This is a genomic window from Perlabentimonas gracilis (genome assembly GCF_011174675.1).
In the GTDB taxonomy this organism is placed as follows: domain Bacteria; phylum Bacteroidota; class Bacteroidia; order Bacteroidales; family Tenuifilaceae; genus Perlabentimonas; species Perlabentimonas gracilis.
Map to the genome: position 1 here is coordinate 1 of NZ_JAANIG010000023.1, position 18684 is coordinate 18684.

Annotated in this window: 3 protein-coding genes; all 3 read right to left on the reverse strand. The window is 46.2% G+C overall.

The features are described from left to right. Window positions 1-126 precede the first annotated feature (126 nt). The 3 genes from G8O23_RS10765 to G8O23_RS10775 all read right to left on the reverse strand — a co-directional run bounded on the left by G8O23_RS10765 (window position 127) and on the right by G8O23_RS10775 (window position 18592). The gene (locus tag G8O23_RS10765; protein WP_166364677.1) at window positions 127-3360 is read right to left on the reverse strand and encodes an FAD-dependent oxidoreductase; all 3234 of its coding nucleotides are present in this window, start codon (window positions 3358-3360) and stop codon (window positions 127-129) included. A gap of 317 nt (window positions 3361-3677) precedes the next feature. Next, a complete protein-coding gene (locus G8O23_RS10770) occupies window positions 3678-4670 on the reverse strand; it encodes a PorP/SprF family type IX secretion system membrane protein (protein ID WP_166364679.1) in 993 nt (330 codons plus the stop codon). Between the two features lie 2 nt (window positions 4671-4672). Next, entirely contained in the window at window positions 4673-18592 is a 13920-nt protein-coding gene (locus tag G8O23_RS10775) for an immunoglobulin domain-containing protein (protein WP_166364680.1), read from the reverse strand. Window positions 18593-18684: the final 92 nt, after the last annotated feature.

Sequence of the window (18684 nt, forward strand, 5' to 3'; positions counted from 1 at the left end):
CTAAACATCAAGCATATAGCCAAATTATTCCACAACTATTTTACTGACAATCAGTGTTTTGTTGAACAAAAAAGAGGGAATCCGTTTTTGGACACCCTCGTTGATTTTTTTTTGCAATAAGGCACTCTACTTGAAAGCCTTTTCGGGCAACCCATCGCCACTTAGGCTTAGGCGGCTAAAGTATTCTGGAACTGGTTTGCCCAGCATGGCATCTACATACATACGTGCTAGCCCCATGCCCAGCATGAAGCCTTGGCCCCGAAGGCCTGTGAATAGACCGTGCTCTGGATCGATAAACATTCGTGGCTCAACGTAGTATCCTGCCCAAACGGCCTGGTACCCCACCGAGCTAAGTTCGGGGATCCAGTTGGCAAATACTTCTGAAGCAATCTCCAGAAAGTCCTGCGAGTTTATTTTCAGGTTCTTATCTGTCTCCCTTGGATCCACTGCTGGTGAGGCGCAGCCAATTATTTGCCCTGTTTCTGCCAGCTGCTGTCCATATACAGCCACAAATCCTTTGTAGTTTCGCCTATCGATAAGCATTGGTAGCGGAGTGTTGTTAACACCCATCCAGGGTAGGCGGCGGGTAATGAAAGCTTGGTGCTTTACAGGGTAAATACCTGTGTTTATTCCTAGCTGGCGCGAGAATTTATCGCCTGTTGGCCCCAGTGCATTCACAAAGTTCTCGGCGTGGTACTCGATGTATGTTTTGTCGTGGTCGCGCACTAGGGCAACGTAACCATCGCCATTGCGGTGAACGTTAATGAGCTCGCAATCCTCCTTAACGGTTCCGCCCTTCTCTATTCCAATTTTGCGAAGCAAGTCAACCACTTTGCCGGGTGTGGCTTGCCAGCAGTTGCTGGTAATAAGTGCAGCTTGGTAGGTGTCGATTGCGGGGTTGAAGTAGGGCGATATTTCCTTTCGGAAATCTTTGGGCTCAACCATTCGGGCTTCACTCCAGGCGCGTGAGGCGTCAAGCGCTTTGTAGGTGGCCTCGTCGTGGGCAAAGCTCACGTAGTTAATGGTGCGATAGTCGATATTGCTAACCTGTTGTAGATCCTTAAATATCTGGTGGTTTTCGGCTGCAATCTGTGATATTTCGGGCAGCGAGAAAGCTGTTCGGCCACCGGCAATGTTACGCCAGCTAGCACCCCTTCCGTAGTTTAGGAGCACGGGGTTAAGGCCAGCCTCGGCCATATAGCGGAATAGCGCGCTACCTCCAATTCCTCCACCAGCCACTAGGGTTTTAACCTTTTCCACTCGATTCTTCTTGCCGTTTATTCCAGTTACGTAGGTTTCGGGCACATCCTTTGGGTAGAGTTCGCCAATGCTCACCTGATTGCTTAACGGGCCGCGTGGGGTTGCATCGCCCACAATTTGAATACCCTTGGGGATAAGCGCCGTTTTCAGGCGTTTTATGCATCGCTTGCCACGGCATGCTCCCATGCCCAGTCGGGTGGTGTGCTTAACCTCATCAACCGAAATAAACTTACGGTTTCCTATGGTTTCAATCACTTCGTCGAGGCTTACGTCGTCGCAATGGCAAACGTATGTTTTCACCTCAGGCTTATACTCAATGGGTTTTATTTGTACTGGTGTGGGGAACTTATCTTTAACAATAAATCCTCTTACCTTAAGCAGCTCGTCCTTATGCACGTCTTTGCTTTTCACCCTGGCAATATTGGTTTTGTTGGGTTTTCTGAGGATTTTTTCGATAACCCCTTCGCCCACCTTTTGGCCGTTATTGTCAACCAGGAATACCTCGCTACCTTCAGCCGCCTCGTACTCAATGGGCAGGAATAGCCAATCTTTTCCGTAGTGATATCCAAAGATGGCAAGGCCGGGGCACTGGTAAACGCAGTCCATACAGCCTATACACTTGTCGAAATCGATATGAGGCACTGTGCTGGTGGATGTTTTGGTAATAGCTCCATGTGGACAAGCAAACTCGCAGGGATTGCAGGCAAATCCGTACAGACAGTCTATCTGAACAAAGGGTTTCTTCTCCCTGCGCTCGTTGGTTGGCAGGAATGGCTCCTCGATAACCCTTACGGGGTGTTGCTGGCTGTCGATGTACTCCTTACTAACGGACAGGAACGTGTCGTAGTTATAACGTTCACCCATTTCCTGCAAAATATCATAAGCCACCTGCTTGCCACGAAGCACGGCGCTGGTTCCCTCTCCAATTCGAATGGCATCGCCAGCACCATAGCAGAAGCGTCCAAATATTTCGTTACCCTTAATCAGTAGCTGGTCGTCGGGTACCAATCCAGTACAAATATTAATGGCATCAATTCCTTCAATTACCTGCTCTGTTCCAGGAATAGCCTTAAAGTTTTCGCAATCGGCCACCACTGCGCCAATTACACCAGTTCTATCCTCGTTGGGTAGGGCTTTAATTAGGATTTTACCCAGCATAACGGGGATTCCTAAGCGCCTAACACGGTTGGCCTGAACTGGGAAACCACCCTCCCGGGGCATGGCCTCAACAATAGCCTTCACATTTGCACCGGCTTGCATAAGCTGGTAGCTGGTTAGGTATCCAATATTCCCGGCGCCTACGGTAAGTACGTTCTTGCCTAGTAGGGTGAACTCCTGGTTCATCATCTTTTGAACCACGGCAGCAGTGTAAACCCCAGGTACATCGTCGTTCTCGAAGGTAGGCATAAAGGGCACTGCACCTGTTGCAACTACCATATGGTCAGCCTCTACGTAGTAAATCTCGTCGGTTTTGATATTTTTCACCGCAATACGTTTCCCCTCCAGTATATCCCAAACAGTGCTGTCGAGGAATATCCCATCGTGGTTGTCACCTGCAAGGGTACTTGCGATATCAAATCCACGCATTCCGCCAAACTTCTTCTCCTTTTCAAAAAAGAAGAACTGGTGCGTTTGCATATTGAACTGGCCACCAATGGTTGAGTTATTATCTATCACAATATTTTCTACACCATGCTCAAGTAGCACTTCGCGAGTGGCCAGACCAGCAGGGCCAGCACCAATTATTGCAACGGTGGTTTTGTATACCTTGGTCGATTTTTTCTTGTCGGGGGCGTTAACCGATGGCGCGTGCTCGGTTGGGATTTCGGCAACCTCCTTCACGTCGTCAACCGTGGTGATGCAAATTCGCTTAATCTGCCCATCAACCAGCATCTCGCAGGCGCCACACTTGCCAATTCCACATTCAAGGCTTCGCTCGCGATTGTCGAGGCTGTGGCTGTGCACAGGGAAACCAGCCTGATGTAATGCCGCTGCGATGGTGAACCCCTTTTCGCCTTCAACTACCTGCCCTTGGAAACTAAATTTAACCTTCTCGGGATTTGGCACGTCGAGGATTGGATGCTTACTAATCTTTTGCATAGTAGTATATTTTAATATGGATATAGATTCAGTAAATATGCTTGCGAAGTTACTTTTCCAATACTTTACGTAAAATGATGTTTGTCAGTATTGATGAAAATCAGGTTTTTAAGAAAGTTCAGCATTTTACTCCAAAGGAAGGTCTGTGCCGAAATTGGAGAGGATAGTTGATGTGGAATGAAGAAAGGTTAGTACAATCGTAATATAAGTGGGAAACCAGTTTGGTTTTAAGCCCCAAGACAGTTTTATTAGGGCTTTAAACCGCTGGCCTAATCATTGCATAAATGCTATCTCCTTTAGTTGGTAGTATATCTTTTTTAAAAAAATGTAGGGCAGGGTATCTTACGGTACTTTCTTCTTTGTTCGTTCCCTTCTTTAAAACTTAGATGGTAAATAATGCTAATTTCATGACTTCCACCAGTTGTTGATATTAAACTCCCAAGGGACATATCGTAGCTATAATTGAATACTAGCTGGTTGTATTTAACACCCAGAAGGAATATTAGGGCATCGCTATTATTATATACATTCCCAATGGGAAGACCTCTGTACCATATGCCTAAGTACAGCGGTTTTCTGAAGTAATAACCTCCGATATCCAGCTGATTTACTTTTGCTTGGTTACGTAGGTTGAAAGCTAGGTGTAGCGTTTCGTTGTTTCTGTTTTGTACAGTTCGTTTGGTGGTGAGTTTAACCCCGCCAAAAATTGAGAAGAACAGATCGGGATATTTAAAGTCTTGGCTCAAAACAGGCGATAACGACATGAGGTGGTTTAGGTTGAATCCCCCCCAAATATTTTCGGTGTAGCCCATTACCGAGAAGGCAAAGTCGGCATGCTGAACCCTGTCGGGGGGGAGAACTTCTGAGGTGGTGCCAATAAATTCGCCATTAAAGAACTGATCGGCGAAGCTAAGCGACTGATGGTTTACGCTACGGCTGTAGTAGTATGCCGAAATCCCGGGCTGAAGGTAAAAATTAGGGGTAACCTTTAGCTTGTATGAGTAAAGGTAGCCTATATTGGTTGTTACAACTTTACCGCCTCCGGCTTGATCGGAGAAAAACATAAGACCCATTCCGCTATTGTACTTCTCGAACAAATGATCGACCGAGAAGGAGTAGCTTGTGAAATTGCCGGGTAGCTTTGACCATTGCTCTCTGAAATTTGTGATGAAACGGCTTGTTTCTGCACTACCGGCAAACGAAGGGGCAAGGTAGAGTGGGTTGGAGTAGAACTGCGAGAAATGAGCATTCTGTGCTGTCGCAGTGTACCCAATGGCGAGTATAAGTATATGTAGTATTGTCCTTTTCATGGCTAGTATTCTTTAGCAATTAACAGTACATTGCCAACCTCCCTAAAGGGTTCCCCGTTGTTGTACTTCCCTGTGATGTAGTATACATAAACTCCTTGAGGGAGTAACTTTCCTTTGTAGTATCCATCCCAACCTATGTTAATATCATTAGATAAAAACACCATCACTCCGGCTCTGTTGAAGACCTTTAGTTCATAGTCAAGTATTTCACCATCTGCGAGTATGGGATAAAATACATTGTTTAACCTATCTGTGACGCTGTATGTACCACCAGAACCTCCGTAAGGGTTAGGGGTGAAGGCATCGGGGAAGAAGAATCTGCTACGTTTAACCACATGAACTGCATCAAAGATGGTGTGGGTATCCTCGCAATCATACTGGTTTATTACCCTTAGGGTAATGTTGAATTTTCCAGTATCGCTATACTCATAAATAGGGGCAAATGCTTCAACCAAATCTTTTCCATCGCCAAAGTCCCAAATACTGGTAACAATATTTCTGGAGTAGTTGTATCCGCTTACGGTTTGCCCCGGAATGTACACCACCTCGGGTGCAATCTCAAAGCTGGCAGTAGGTGATGGATGTATAGTAATTGTTTTTTCTTCGGTTACCGTATTATTGGTTCCAGGGGCGGTTGCGGTTAGTGTTACTTTATATACTCCCGGTGTGTGGTAGGTGTGCGCTAAAGGTGCTACCTGTTGCTGCACTACGGGTGAACTGTCGTCGCCCAATACCCAGGTGTAAGGTGCACCTTGCCCTATGGTTTTGTTGGTAAAGCGGATTTCAAGCGGTGGACAGCCACTATAGGTTGACGCTTCGAAGTCCACCTCGGGCCATACAATGTAGTTTACCGTAATCTCATCGGATGCAATACAGCCTTTGTAGTCAATATTCCATCTAAATACGTTTGCTCCTGCGCCAAGATGGTGAACAAAGGTCGAGAAGTTGTCTGGTGTTTCTATTTCGGTTTCGGGGTTGGCCGCAACTGTTTCCCAATAACCAGTCCCAGGATTGGGGACATTACCAATAAGTTGAACTGTTGGGTCGTTCACCGTAGTGTCTTTACCTGCGTTAACGTACATTAGGTTGTTGGTTACAATAATATCGCTGAATAATGAACAGTTCATATGGGTTGTTGTCCACCTAAATGTGTTGGTGCCAAATTTCAGGTTTATAACCTTGGTTTGGTTTTGCTCGGGGTTAAGTATAACCGCATCGTTGCTTGGAGTGCTCCAGTATCCGGTTCCAATTGCTGGGTTCTGGGCAAAAAGGGTAACCGAGTCGGCGCAAATCTGGTTATTATCTCCAACGCTATTTATTATGGGTTGGCTCGGGCTATTGTTGATAAGTTTGAGTTCTGAAATTGATTGACAACCATCCCTGTCGATTACCCATGCAATTACGTTTTCGCCCCGTCGGATATTGATGGCGCGAGATGTGGGTGAGTTGGGGTTTTCGAACTCAGCCGAGCCGCTAATTAGTTGCCATGATCCGGTCTCAATCTCATCGTTTGCGCTGTTTGCATTAAGCATTGTGTTGTCGCTACACAGGGTTTGGTCGGCACCAGCAAATGCGGTGGATGGAATGCTGCTGCGGATGATTACCTCGTCGGAGACATGACAATCGCCACTTGATACTGTCCAGCGGAAAACGTTATCGCCTTGCCCAAGGTTGGTAACCTTGGTGTTATGTTTATACCTGTCCTCAAAGACACCTGCCCCTTGCCCCGACACAATCTCCCATCTTCCGGTGCCTATGCTAGCAGGGCTAGCAGCCAGGGTTACCTCATTTGAACAAACTACCTGATCGTTACCTGCAAAAACCTCCTCGGGTAGATTTCGAGTAATCAGTACGTCGTCGAAGGAGGAGCATATTCCTTCTGTTATGGTCCAACGTAACACATTATCGCCCTCAACTAGGTTGCGAATCCTTGTTTTCGGATCCTCGGGGTCATCAAAATAGGCCGATCCACTCATTGCCGACCATACGCCCTTGCCGTAGCTGGGTGCATTGGCAAATAGGTTGGCCTCCTTGGCGCATACCGATTGATCTTCACCAGCCAAGGCTGTGGTGGGCATGCTGTTGGTAATGGTTACATCGGCAGTGGCAATGCACCCCTTGTTGTCAACTGTCCAGCGGAATTTATTCGATCCTTTTGAGAGGTTTGTTACCACCGCGTTGGGTGCGTTTCTATCATCGAACGAAGCTGAGCTAGCCTCAAGTATGCTCCAGGTGCCAATCCCGGGCTCGGGGTTTGCTGCCATAAGCTGGTATGTGCTTTCGCAAAGGGTTTCGTCGGAACCTGCAAATGCCTCAATGTAATTATTCGAAACTATCACCTCGTCGAATTCGGAGCAGCCTTCCTTTTCAATGGTCCATCGGAAAATATTCATTCCATATGAAAGGTTTGTTACCCCCGTTTTGGGATTCGTGATATCTGCAATATCGCCCGATCCGCTTATGCGACTCCATGATCCAACTCCTTGCAATACTGGGTTTGCATCCAGCACAACGTTATCAACACAAATGTTCAAATCGTAACCAGCATTAGGAGTAGTGGGCTTGTGGTTGGTTATTGTAACCTTGTCGATGGATTTGCATTGTCCATTGGTTATGGTGTAAACGAATACATTATCGTCGGGGCCAAGGTTCGATACGATATTTCCCTCGAAGAAACCGCTACCACTTTCGATGCTCCATGACCCAGTCCCAAAGGTTGGTGAGTTTGGCAGTAGTTCGGTTGAACTTGTGCAAATTGTTTGATCTTCTCCTGCGTTGGCAACTGTTGGGGTGTCGTTTGATATTATTACAAAATCGGTCGAGACACAGCCGTTATTGTCTATAGTCCACTTAAACTCATTAACGCCCGGCGATAGGTTGGTTACTTGTGTGGTAGGGTCGTTTATGTCGGCTATTGTTGCCGATCCACTTATGCGGGTCCAAGTTGATGTGCCGTAAGCAGCAGCATTTGCTGATAGTTGTACCTCGTTGGTGCATAGAGCTCTATCGGCACCAGCATTAGCTATGGTGGGCATATGGTTAATAATTGTTACTTCGTCGTAGCTAACGCCTTCGGCCGATATACGAACTGTCCAGCGCAGCACATTCTCACCTTGAGCTAGGTTTGTTACTCTTGTATTTGGATTATTTCTATCATCAAATACTCCTCCGCCCGATATCACTGTCCATTCGCCCACTCCAACAATTGGAGCCTTAGCATTTAGCGAAGTATAGTTTATGCAAAGGGTTTGATCTTCTCCAGCATCGGCGGGTTCCAGCATAATGTTTTCAATAATAACCTGATCGGAAAGGGAGCAACTTCCTCGGCTAACCGTCCATTGAAGAATATTAGCACCCGGCATCAGGTTTCTTATGGTGGTTTCGGGGTTGTTTGCATTATCAAAAGTACCCCCGCCACTTATTATTTCCCAAGACCCTATTGTCCCATCCTCGGGCGCACTTGCTTGCAGAGTGTACTCATCACTAGCAACAGCATCATCCTGGCCTGCATACGGAGGGAGGGGGCGGTTATTAGTAATGTAAACCCTATCGGACGAAATGCAGTTATCATTATTTACGCGCCACTCAAAAACATTTACACCTTGGCTTAAGTTTGTGACAATAGTTGTGGGGGAGTATGGGTCTTCAATAGCTCCTTGGCCTTGGTTGGGTACTACTCGCCATGAAGCGCCCTCAATGGGCGCTACTGCTTCAAGCAGCACCTCCGTTGAGCAAATGGTTTGATCATCACCAGCATCTACATCAACCTGAAGATTTGTGATGGTCACTTCGTCAAATGCCGTACAGCCATTTTGAGTTACTGTCCAACGGAAAGTATTTGTCCCTGAAAGCACATCAGTTATGGTTGGGTTATGGATATCCTTATGCCCTGGCTCAAATACCGCATCACCGGTAATAATGCTCCAAACTCCTCCTATTGCCTCGTTTGCCTCAAGGGTAAAGGTGCTAGAGCACTCCCGCTGATTGCTTCCGGCATATGCGTAAGGTGTTGGGTTAACTGTGATAGGCAAGGGATCTGATTTCGCTCCAATGCCACAGCCATTTACCCCGTGTACTGTTATTGAGCCTGATGTTGATATGTTTGAGAAGTTTACCTGTATGGAGTTTGTTCCAGTACCGCTTGCAATGGTTGCTCCATAGGGCAATTCCCAAACATAGGTTGTTGCGTGGGCAATTTGAGGTACTGTGTAATGTACGTTGGTTGCACCTTGGCATACCGATATTGAACCTGTTATTGCACCAGCTGTAACGGGTAGCTCGTTTACAGAAAGTTCAGCAGGGCTTGTGCTCTCAATGCTACATCCACCAGTAATTACGCAATGATAGCTACCTGCATCATCGGCAGATACATTGGAAATGGATAGCACATTGCCATTGGCCCCTGTGATTTTTCCATCGATATTCTCAAGGGGTGTTGCGCTATTATCCTTATACCAACTGTAGGTTAGGTCTGTTCCTGTTGCCGTAGCCTTAACCTCGAAGAATGCAGCGTTACCCTCGCAAACGGCGATGTCTTGGGGTTCGAGTTCTATAGGAGTTTCACTCCGCAGCTCCAACTTGGCGTAGGTACTGTTGGCGCTAGTACAACCATCGGTTACGCGGCAGTAGTAGTTACCTGCATCCTCAAGCTGTAGGCTCGATATGGTTAAGTTGGGTGAGTTAGCTCCCGAAACGGTGGTGGCACCATTAGGCTGTGTTCCGTTGCCAAGAGGGGTGTTCCCCTTGTGCCACTGGTAACTTACGTTAGCCACGTTCGATTCCACCGAGAAGGTTACGGTTTGTCCTACGCATCGCTCCTTGATTAGCGATTCGTCAGCGGGGATTGTAACCTTAACAGTTGGGTTAATACTTATTATGGCCACATTGCTCTCCTTGCTGTCGCAGCTATTGGTAACTACGCAGTGGTAATCGCCAGCATCGTCAGATGTAATGTTGTAAATAACCAATCGATTTGTTTCTGTGCCAGTAATTCTTCCATCGTCAGTAAGGGGCGCGTTGTTTTTATGCCAAATGTAGTCCAGGCCAATTCCTATTGCCTCAACCTCAAGAACAAGGTTGTCGCCAGAGCATTTGCTTTGCGACTCTGGCTCGTTGGTAATAGTTACCGCATCGTTAACAATAAGTGTTGCCGTATTGCTATTGGTGGTTACACTGCTTGTTGGACCGGTAACAACGCAGCGGTATAGTCCGTTATTATCCGTTGTAGTAGATGCTATAGTTAGGTGAGACGAGTTGGCTCCTGATATGCCATTGCCATCGGTTAGGGTTTCCCATACACCCGTACCCCTAAACTGCCATTGATAATTAAGTACTGTACCTGTGGCTGTAACTGAGAAGTTGGCCGCATCGCCAACACAAAGTGGTGGTAGATCTTGTGGGTGATCAGTAATTGAAACAGGCTGGTTAATGGTTAGAACGGCTGGGTTGGAGTACTTAACTCCACAATCGCCTGTAACAGCACAACGATATCTGCCTGCATCATCAATGCTAACTGTGCCGATAATGTAAGTGGTAGATTCTGCGCCGGGTACATCCTCGTAGCTGTTAGTTGCATCGTTATACTTTTGCCATTGGTAGGTTAACGGATTGTGCGAGCCACTAGCAGCAACATTAAAGCTAGCCGAATTGCCAACAAGTACCGTTTGATCCAATGGATTTGCTGTAATAGTTGTGTTTGTAGTAACTGAGAGTGTTACGGGGTAGGTCTCAACCTCATTGCAACTGCTGGTAATAATGCACGTGTACTGCCCTTCATGTTCCTTTGAGGCAGATGATACGGTTAGCTGGTTGCTGTTTGCTCCTGTATAGGTGCCGTTGTTGTTAATCACAACGGAGTTGTTGTAAATCCATTGGTAGGCTAGTTCCCCCGTACCAGTTGCATTAACAGTAAATGTGGCTGTTGTGCCCTCGCAAACCCTACTGCTAGTTGGGTTGCTGGTTATGCTTATGCTAGGATTAACGGTTACGCTAGCGGTGTTGCTGATAGTTGTGCCGCACGATGAGGTTTCACCACCAACAACTTCCATATAGTATGCACCCTCGTTCTTTGACTTTATGGTTGAGATGGAAAGGACAGGACTATCGGCACTGCTAATATTAACCAGCTCGGTATCGGCAGGAAGGTTTGTTAGGTCGATGCTAGTTCCAGAACCTTCGGCAATAAACCACCAGGTGTACTGCAAGGGTTCTACCCCTGTAGCCGATGCCACCAGCTGAATGCTCTGATCCTCGCATAAAATGCTGCTATGGGCAGGTTGCAGAGTTATCTGTGGAGTGGGGTTTACAACCATCTCCACGTTTGCGGAGATAACAGCATTGGTATTACAGGAGCCAGCAATTTCGCACGAGTAGTAACCGCTAAGGATGGTTTCTGCACTAGTTATACTTAGTATGCTAGTATTTACCCCAGAGTAAAACTCATTATTCTCAAGATACTCTCCATTTCGCATCCAGCGGTAGCTGGTTATTGTGCCTTCTGCCTCAACGGCTAGTTCAGTTCCGCTATTCTGACAAATGGTAACAATAGGCTCTGGATCGTTAGGTTGTTTTGTTATACTAACCCCGCTATTCACATTAAGAATAATGGAAGATGATGTTGCGGTGCTTGTCCCACTACCGCAATTGGCCTCAACTATACTGGTGTAGCTACCAGCCTCATCGGTGGTGATACCCGTAATTCTTAATCTGCTAATGTTGGGACTTGGGGATGTAACGGAAAGCGTAGCTGATGTTAGAGGTAAATCGTTTATGTTAGTGCCCGATGCGCCACCCTTCTTCCATGCGAAAGTTGGGTTTGTGCCTGTAGCCTCAACGGTAAATACAACCTCACCGCCCTCGCAGCGGGTAAATGTTCCTGTGGATTGCGAAACAATGGTTACAATTGGGTTCACCACAAGTAAAGCCTCGTTGCTTGTTATTTCTGCCCCACAAGGGCCAAATACAGTGCAAGTGTAAACTCCACCATACGATAGCTGAGCGCTTGATATTTCAAGTTGAGAAGATGTTCTACCTGATATGCCAGTGTCTGTATCGGGAATAGTTTCTCCATTTCGTTTCCACAGATAGGATCGTCCATCGCCCACGGCATCTATTGTAATGGTTGTGCTACCCCCCTCGCATACAGGATTGGTTGAGATAACGGGATTTGGATCTGTAAAATCAATCCAACCATTTATAGTTAGTTCAGCGGTATTACTTCTTACTGGTTGCCCTGCATCGGGATTGCAGCTGCCATCTACCTCCACCCAAAAGCTGCCCTCGTGCTCTGCCTTAATAATTGCTGATATAGTTAGCGTTGAGGTGTTATTAGCCGTATTGTTTGTTATGCTGATATTAGAAAGTGTTGTGGCCTCAACTTCCACTGCCGATCCTGCCTCCTTGAAGTGCCAAGTGTAGCCATCAGCCAAAATATGTCCCTTGGCTTGTACGGTAAAGGATACATTATCGCCCTCGCACTTGGCTCGGCTTATGGGGTTGGTGGTGATGACTGTTGTGGTGTTTACCTCAATATTTGTAGCGTTACTAACTACCGATGACGTGTTGTTGCCACAGGTGCCAGTTGCAACACAGGAGTAATTGCCAATGTTTGTAGATACAGCATTGGAGATTTGTAGCTTGTTGGTGTTTCTCCCAGATATATTAGCATCGGTAATGGGTAGTCCATCTTTTAACCACTCAAAAGAGATGTTATCACCTGTAACATCAAACTCAAGGGTAATGGTTTCGCCCTCGCAGGCCGGGTTGCTACCGGTGATAATTGGGTCGTAATTATTTACAACCATCTTTTGGCTTACAGCAAGCGATGCAGATGCCTGTTGTGTTGCTCCACAATCACCTGTAACCTCGCAGCGATAGGTTCCGCTATCACCAATATTTAAGCTAGATAATATGAGTTCGGCATTTATTTCACCAACAATCTCACCATCATCTTTAAACCATTTGTAGCTTAGGTTTGTACCTTTTGCAACCACAGAGAATACATGCATATTACCCTCGCACTTTGTTCCACCAGTTGGCCCAACGGTTATTTGGGTAGTTGGGTTTACTGTAACAATCGATGCTGAGCTTCTATCCTCAATTCCATCCTTAGCTACCAAGCATGTGTATGCTCCCGTGTGACCTGTGTTTGCAGGATTAATGGTAAGCGATGGGCTGTTGGCTCCTGCAATGGTCTCGTCGTTGCGGAACCACTGGTACGAGTCAACAGGGTTGTGTGTGATTATGCTAAGCGTAAAGCTGTTACCCTCGCAAACGGTCTTGGGTGTTTCGGGATGCGTTTCAATTAGCCTCTCGGTTAGTACGGTTAGTGTTGCCGACTTGCTCTCAGTATCGCTGCACAAATCACCATAAACAGCACATTTGTATGAACCAGCGCCACTGTGGCTTGCATTGGTAATGGTTAGGGTTGGGTTGGTCTCTCCAGCTAGCTCATTCCAAGTAGTTGCAGATTCGGGCATGTGATACCACTGATAACCTGTTGCTGTTCCCGTAGTTGTTATGGAAAGGGAGACATCCTCTCCAACCAAAACGCTGGTGGAGGCTGGTCCGTAAATCTTTATTTTTTCCTGAATGCTCAGGGTTTCGGATATGTTAATGGTGCTGCCACATAGCCCATTTACCTCAGCTTGGTAAATCCCATTGTCAGACGGGATAGGATTGTTAATTGTGAGTGTTTTGGTTTGGCTTCCACCAATGCGTGTTCCGTCGGTTAGGGCTGTTCCGCCCTTATACCACTGAATGGAGTGTCCTGTGCCCTCAGCATCAACCGTTAGGCTTATGTTTTGCCCTTCGCAAATTGGGTTTGCAGGGTTAACGGTTATGGTTGATGCGGTTGTTAGAACTGCCTCCAGAACCTCAACGGCATCCGTATAAATCTCTTGGCATATATTTGTTAGTTGACAACGGTAGTTTCCCTCGCTAGTTGCTGTATATGTGCTTGAGCTGGCTCCTGTTATGTTTTGCCAATCGGTACCATCCCATTCTTGCCATTGGTATTGTACAGTTCCCTTAGCAACAACAGTAACACCCATTGAACTACCAGGGCAGTAGTAACCACCCTTGGGTTGCTGTGTGATAACTATTTGCTCCTGAACGGTTAGCGTATAGATGGTGGTTGAGGTGTTTCCGCATGAGCTGGTTATTTGGCACGTATAGTCTCCTGCGTCATCAACGGTAATGTTGTTTATAGAAAGGGTTTCGAGGTTTACCCCATTAATGCGGGCCGTATTGGTTAGTGCCACCCCATTCTTGTACCACTGCAGCTGCATATCTGCAGATCCTGTAACATTTACCGTAAAGGTTGTGTTATTGCCCTCGCATCTTGTTTTGCTGGTTTCGGTAGTTGGGGGCGGGGTAACAACAACAGTTGGTTCAACTTGTAGCCGGGCAGCTGTGCTGTTTATGCTTCCACAATCCGACAACACAACGCACCGGTAGAAACCATTATGCGAAACTGCATCAGGATTGTTAATTGTGAGTATCCTGTTATCGTTGGCTATTCCTCCGGGTAACCCTCCCCAAGGCACAGTCTCCACCTCTCTGAACTGCCATTCGTAATCATAGGTTTCTGGGTCATTACCAGTAACCGTTACGCTAAACTGAACGCTTTCGGTGCCACTACAAATGGTTCTAGAGGCTGGATTGGCTGTTATGATTGGTGCCGATTTTACATTTAGAAACGCGCTAACCGTTTTGGGTTCACCGCAAGTGCCTGTAACTTGGCAACTATAGGTATCTTCATCGCCCTCTATAATGTTTTCAATAGATAGTGAGTTTGTTTGAGATCCTATGATTCTATCGGAGTCGGTTAGCTCTATTCCATCCTTAAACCATTGGTAGGTGAAGTCGGGATTGTATTCTACCACAAAGTTTGCGTCTTGCCCTACGCATCGGGTGATATCGTCCAAATCGATTGGATTGGCTGCTTCTCCCTCCGAAACCTCAGCCTTATTGGTGGCTTCGGTTGCACAACCATTGGTTACCATACTGTAGTAAGTGCCAGCATTGCTTGCCTGATAATTGTTAAAGGCCAAAGATTGACCTGTACTTACAGGCGCTGCTTCACCTTCTTTATACCAAGTATATGTTAGCGACCCAGATGGTGTCGTTGCCTCGGTGGTAAGCACAAAATTATCGCCTATGCACTTCACCTTATCGGTTGGGTGCTTGGTAATACTTATGGTGTTGCTGGCAACGGTAAGTTGTGTGCTAGATGTTGTAGTTGACTTACAACTATTTGATACCAAGCAACTGTAAAGAGCCTCATCGGCTTGTGAAACGTTAGTGAGGGTTAACGTTGGTGAGGTTGCTCCAACTATATTAGCCCCATTTTTCCGCCACTGATAACTTACATCTGTATTGCTAGTTTCTACGGTGAAAGTTACCGCACTGCCCTCGCAAACAGTTTTTGGGGTGGGTTGTTTGGTAATGGTAAAGTCATTGTCAACAGTGATGATTGCCTCTTGACTAGTTACCGTTCCGCACGAATTGGTAATACTTACCTTGTATGTGCCAGCTTCTGTGGCTGTGAAAACGGAGTTGTTATTGCCTTGCGATAAATTATCCTTAAACCACTCGTAAGTTGGTGTTGGTGTAAGTGGGGTGTGCGTAACGGATAGCTCAACGCTGCCACCATCGCAAATTGTTTGGTTTTGGGGAGGGGCTGTAATTGTTATACCCTCAAGCACTGTTAGGGTGCTACTCGACTGTATTACATCGCACCCATTGCTTGCGGTTACCCTGTATGAGTTACCGTTATGGGCCGATGTTGCCACGGGCAATGTGTATGATGGGCCGTTGGCACCAGCGATAACAGTTCCATTCTCTTCCCATATGTAGCTAGTTATATTTGCCGTTGGTTCTACAGAGAATGTTATGTTGGCTGTGCCATCACATACAGATTTATTCTCAAGTGGTGTAATGGATATTGGTTGTTTTACAAGGAGTTCAACCTCGTTTGAGTAGAAAATACCACAACCCAGTGTCTCAATTTTACCTCGGTAAATACCAGCAATGCTAGTAGTATAGGTTAGATTGCTATTGGGCGCAGGAGCATCAACAAAATTGGCTCCGTCTTTAACCTGCCACACCACATTGCTGTAGTCGCCATCAATAACTAATGAGAATGTTGCATTATTGTCAGAACAGATTGATGTGCTTGAAGGTGTAGCCAACTTGGTGGTAACACGCTCCTTAATAACAACTCGTACCTCATTGCTCTGGTCGCTTCCACAGGTGCCGCTAACTAGCACGTAGTAGCTACCAGCTTGTGCCGATGTAATATTTGAAATTGTTAAGGTGTTTCCATTGGTTCCGCTGTATATCCCGTCGTTTGTAAGGGGCGTAGCGCTTCCAACCTTGTACCAACTATAGGTTGGGTTGTGGGCATCTGCACCAACGGTTATGTTAACGTTAGAGCTTTCGCATACAACAATATCATCGGTGGGGAAGGTGTTTATTAAAGTTTCAATGGGTATGGTTAGTGTAACCGTATTGGTAGTTTCGGTGGCTCCACAAGGGCTAGAGATTTCGCAGTAGTACTCACCAACATCGCTAATATCAATTGAGTTTAGCCCAATATTTGCTGAGGTTCCCTCGGGGCCTGGCACCACCACGAAATTAGTTTCTCCTTCCTCCTTAAACCACCATTGGTAGGTTAGGCTTGTTCCGGTGGCACTGGTTGTAAAATTGATGTTGCTCCCCTCACAGGCCGTTTTACTTGTGGGTTGCGCTGTAATTACAATCGGGTCATCGATGAACAGTTCAGCATCGTTACTCTTAACCGGATTTCCGCAATCGCCTGTAACCACACAGTAGTATGTGCCGGCATCGGCACTCAATAGGTTGGTGATGCTGTATGTCGATTCTGTTGCTCCTGCGCCTAAGCTATTGTTGTCTTTGAACCACTGATAGGTTCTGTTTTTTCCAACGGCAGTTACAGATAGTGTTGTCCCCTGCCCAGAGCAAATGTTAGCACTCAGAGGATGGCTTGTAATTCTCGTCTTTGGCTCAACGTATAGCCTCACTCTATTCGACTCAATCGGGTCGCCACAATCGCTCGAAACTATGCAGTATACCTCAGAGTTGTTTTTATCAAGCGATACGCTGTTTACGATAAGCACGTTATTGTCAACTCCAAGATCAACACCCCCTACAAACCATTGGTATATTGGGTTTATTCCAGTTACTTCTACGCTGAATGTGACAGAACCATCTTCGCATATTGTAGCGCTTTCGGGCTGTTTAGTTATTGCCACTTCAGGAAGTATTGATATTGTTGCGCTGCTGTTCATTTGTCTAGTGCAGCCTGTTGTTGGATTGGTGGCAATAACGGTATAGGTTCCAGCGTTGGTTTGCTTCTCAAAGCTAATTTCCCCACCATCACCCGTTTTGGTGTCTGCTATGGTCGCAGCGTTTCTGTAGAGTTGGTAGGCAAAAGTATTCTCCGAACTGCTAAGCTTAATCTGTACGCCTTCAGGGTCGGCTGGACAATGACTTCCACCGCCAGATACGCTGAAAACTAGAGGGAGGGGGTTAACTACAAATACTTTTGTAATGCTCGATGTGCATCCATCAGCCGATGTGAATTGGTAGGTAACGCTGTAGCTACCTGCCGACAAATTGGACAATTCAAGCGTTGCTGTGCCGTTTCCGTGGTCAAGAATTGCATCGCCAGTAAAGAAACCACTAGGTGCCCGATTGCCTGTTAGCGTAATGTCATTATGTCCACGACAAAATTCTTGGTTATTACTTATCCCCGAGAAATTAACATTGGGCAAGCTGAAAACCTGTACCGTTTGGGTAACGATATTGTCACATTCGCCATCGTTATAGGTGTAGGTTACGGTATGTACTCCAGCCCCAGCTGTAATGGGGTTGAATGTAGCTGTTCCATCCCCATTGTCCGTAACTCCCAGACCTGATACCGAACCGGCAGGTTCTGAGTAGGTGAATACTACCGAAGGTTCGTTAAGGCAAAAAGTGCTAGGCAGGTCATTTATTGATATTTCGGTTCCAACTCTTGTGCTCCGCGTTGTGGAGTAGTAGCAGCTGTTTGGGTCGGTATAGTTATAGGTTATTGTATGCGTACCCAAACCCGCAGAAGAAGGGTTAAAAGTGGCGGTTCCATTCCCATGGTCAGTAATCCCAGCGCCAAAGAACTGGCCTCCGTTAGCATTTGCTCCAAGAGTATTATTGTATGCAGTAATGGTATACGCTGGCTCATTTTGACACTGATTGTCTTTAAAGTCAAGTAGTGATATGTTTGGCGAATCTAGTACCTCAAAAGTAACGGTTGTTGTGTTTGAAAAATCTCCTTGGGCAGTTGTTACGGTGTATCTGGCTTCTATTTGGTAAGTTCCGGTGCCAACTGAAAGAGGATAAAAAGTATTGCTTACAACTCCCTCGCCCGAAAAATACCATGCTCCCCCATCTGGTGAACCAGTGCCACCATCAATAACGAAGGGGTCACCATCCTCGCAGAACTCTGTTCGCGTGGGGTTAAAGGTTATGGTTGGTAGTACGGTTATATTCCAAATGCGGGTATTATTGCTGCTACTGTGAGGTGCAGTAACAGTAAAGTTGCCAACGCTAGAGCATGTGGTGTTGAATGTTTTTGTTTGCGTATCACCCTCTAAGCAAGTGTTATAGGATACAGGATCCACTGTCCAGTCATTCAGCCCACCTGAGTGTCCTTCGAGCAAAGTTGTTTCTCCATAGAAAAGTGTTAAGTTAGTAGTTGTTTGTCCAATAGCAGCCGAGGTAAATAACAGAAGGAAGCTAACAACCAAGGAAGCTAACACTCCTCTTTTCCCAGATGACAAACGGAACAGACCATCTTCTGGCTTCTTTGAGAGTTCAACTGTTGTGCTGCTTTTTAGAGAAATATATTGATAACGGTTCATTTCTGTCAACTTTTTATGCTTAGGATTACTCTTCATAGGATATACGAAGGGTATGTTAGATGGTTTGACAGACACCCCTTGTTTGTTGGTGA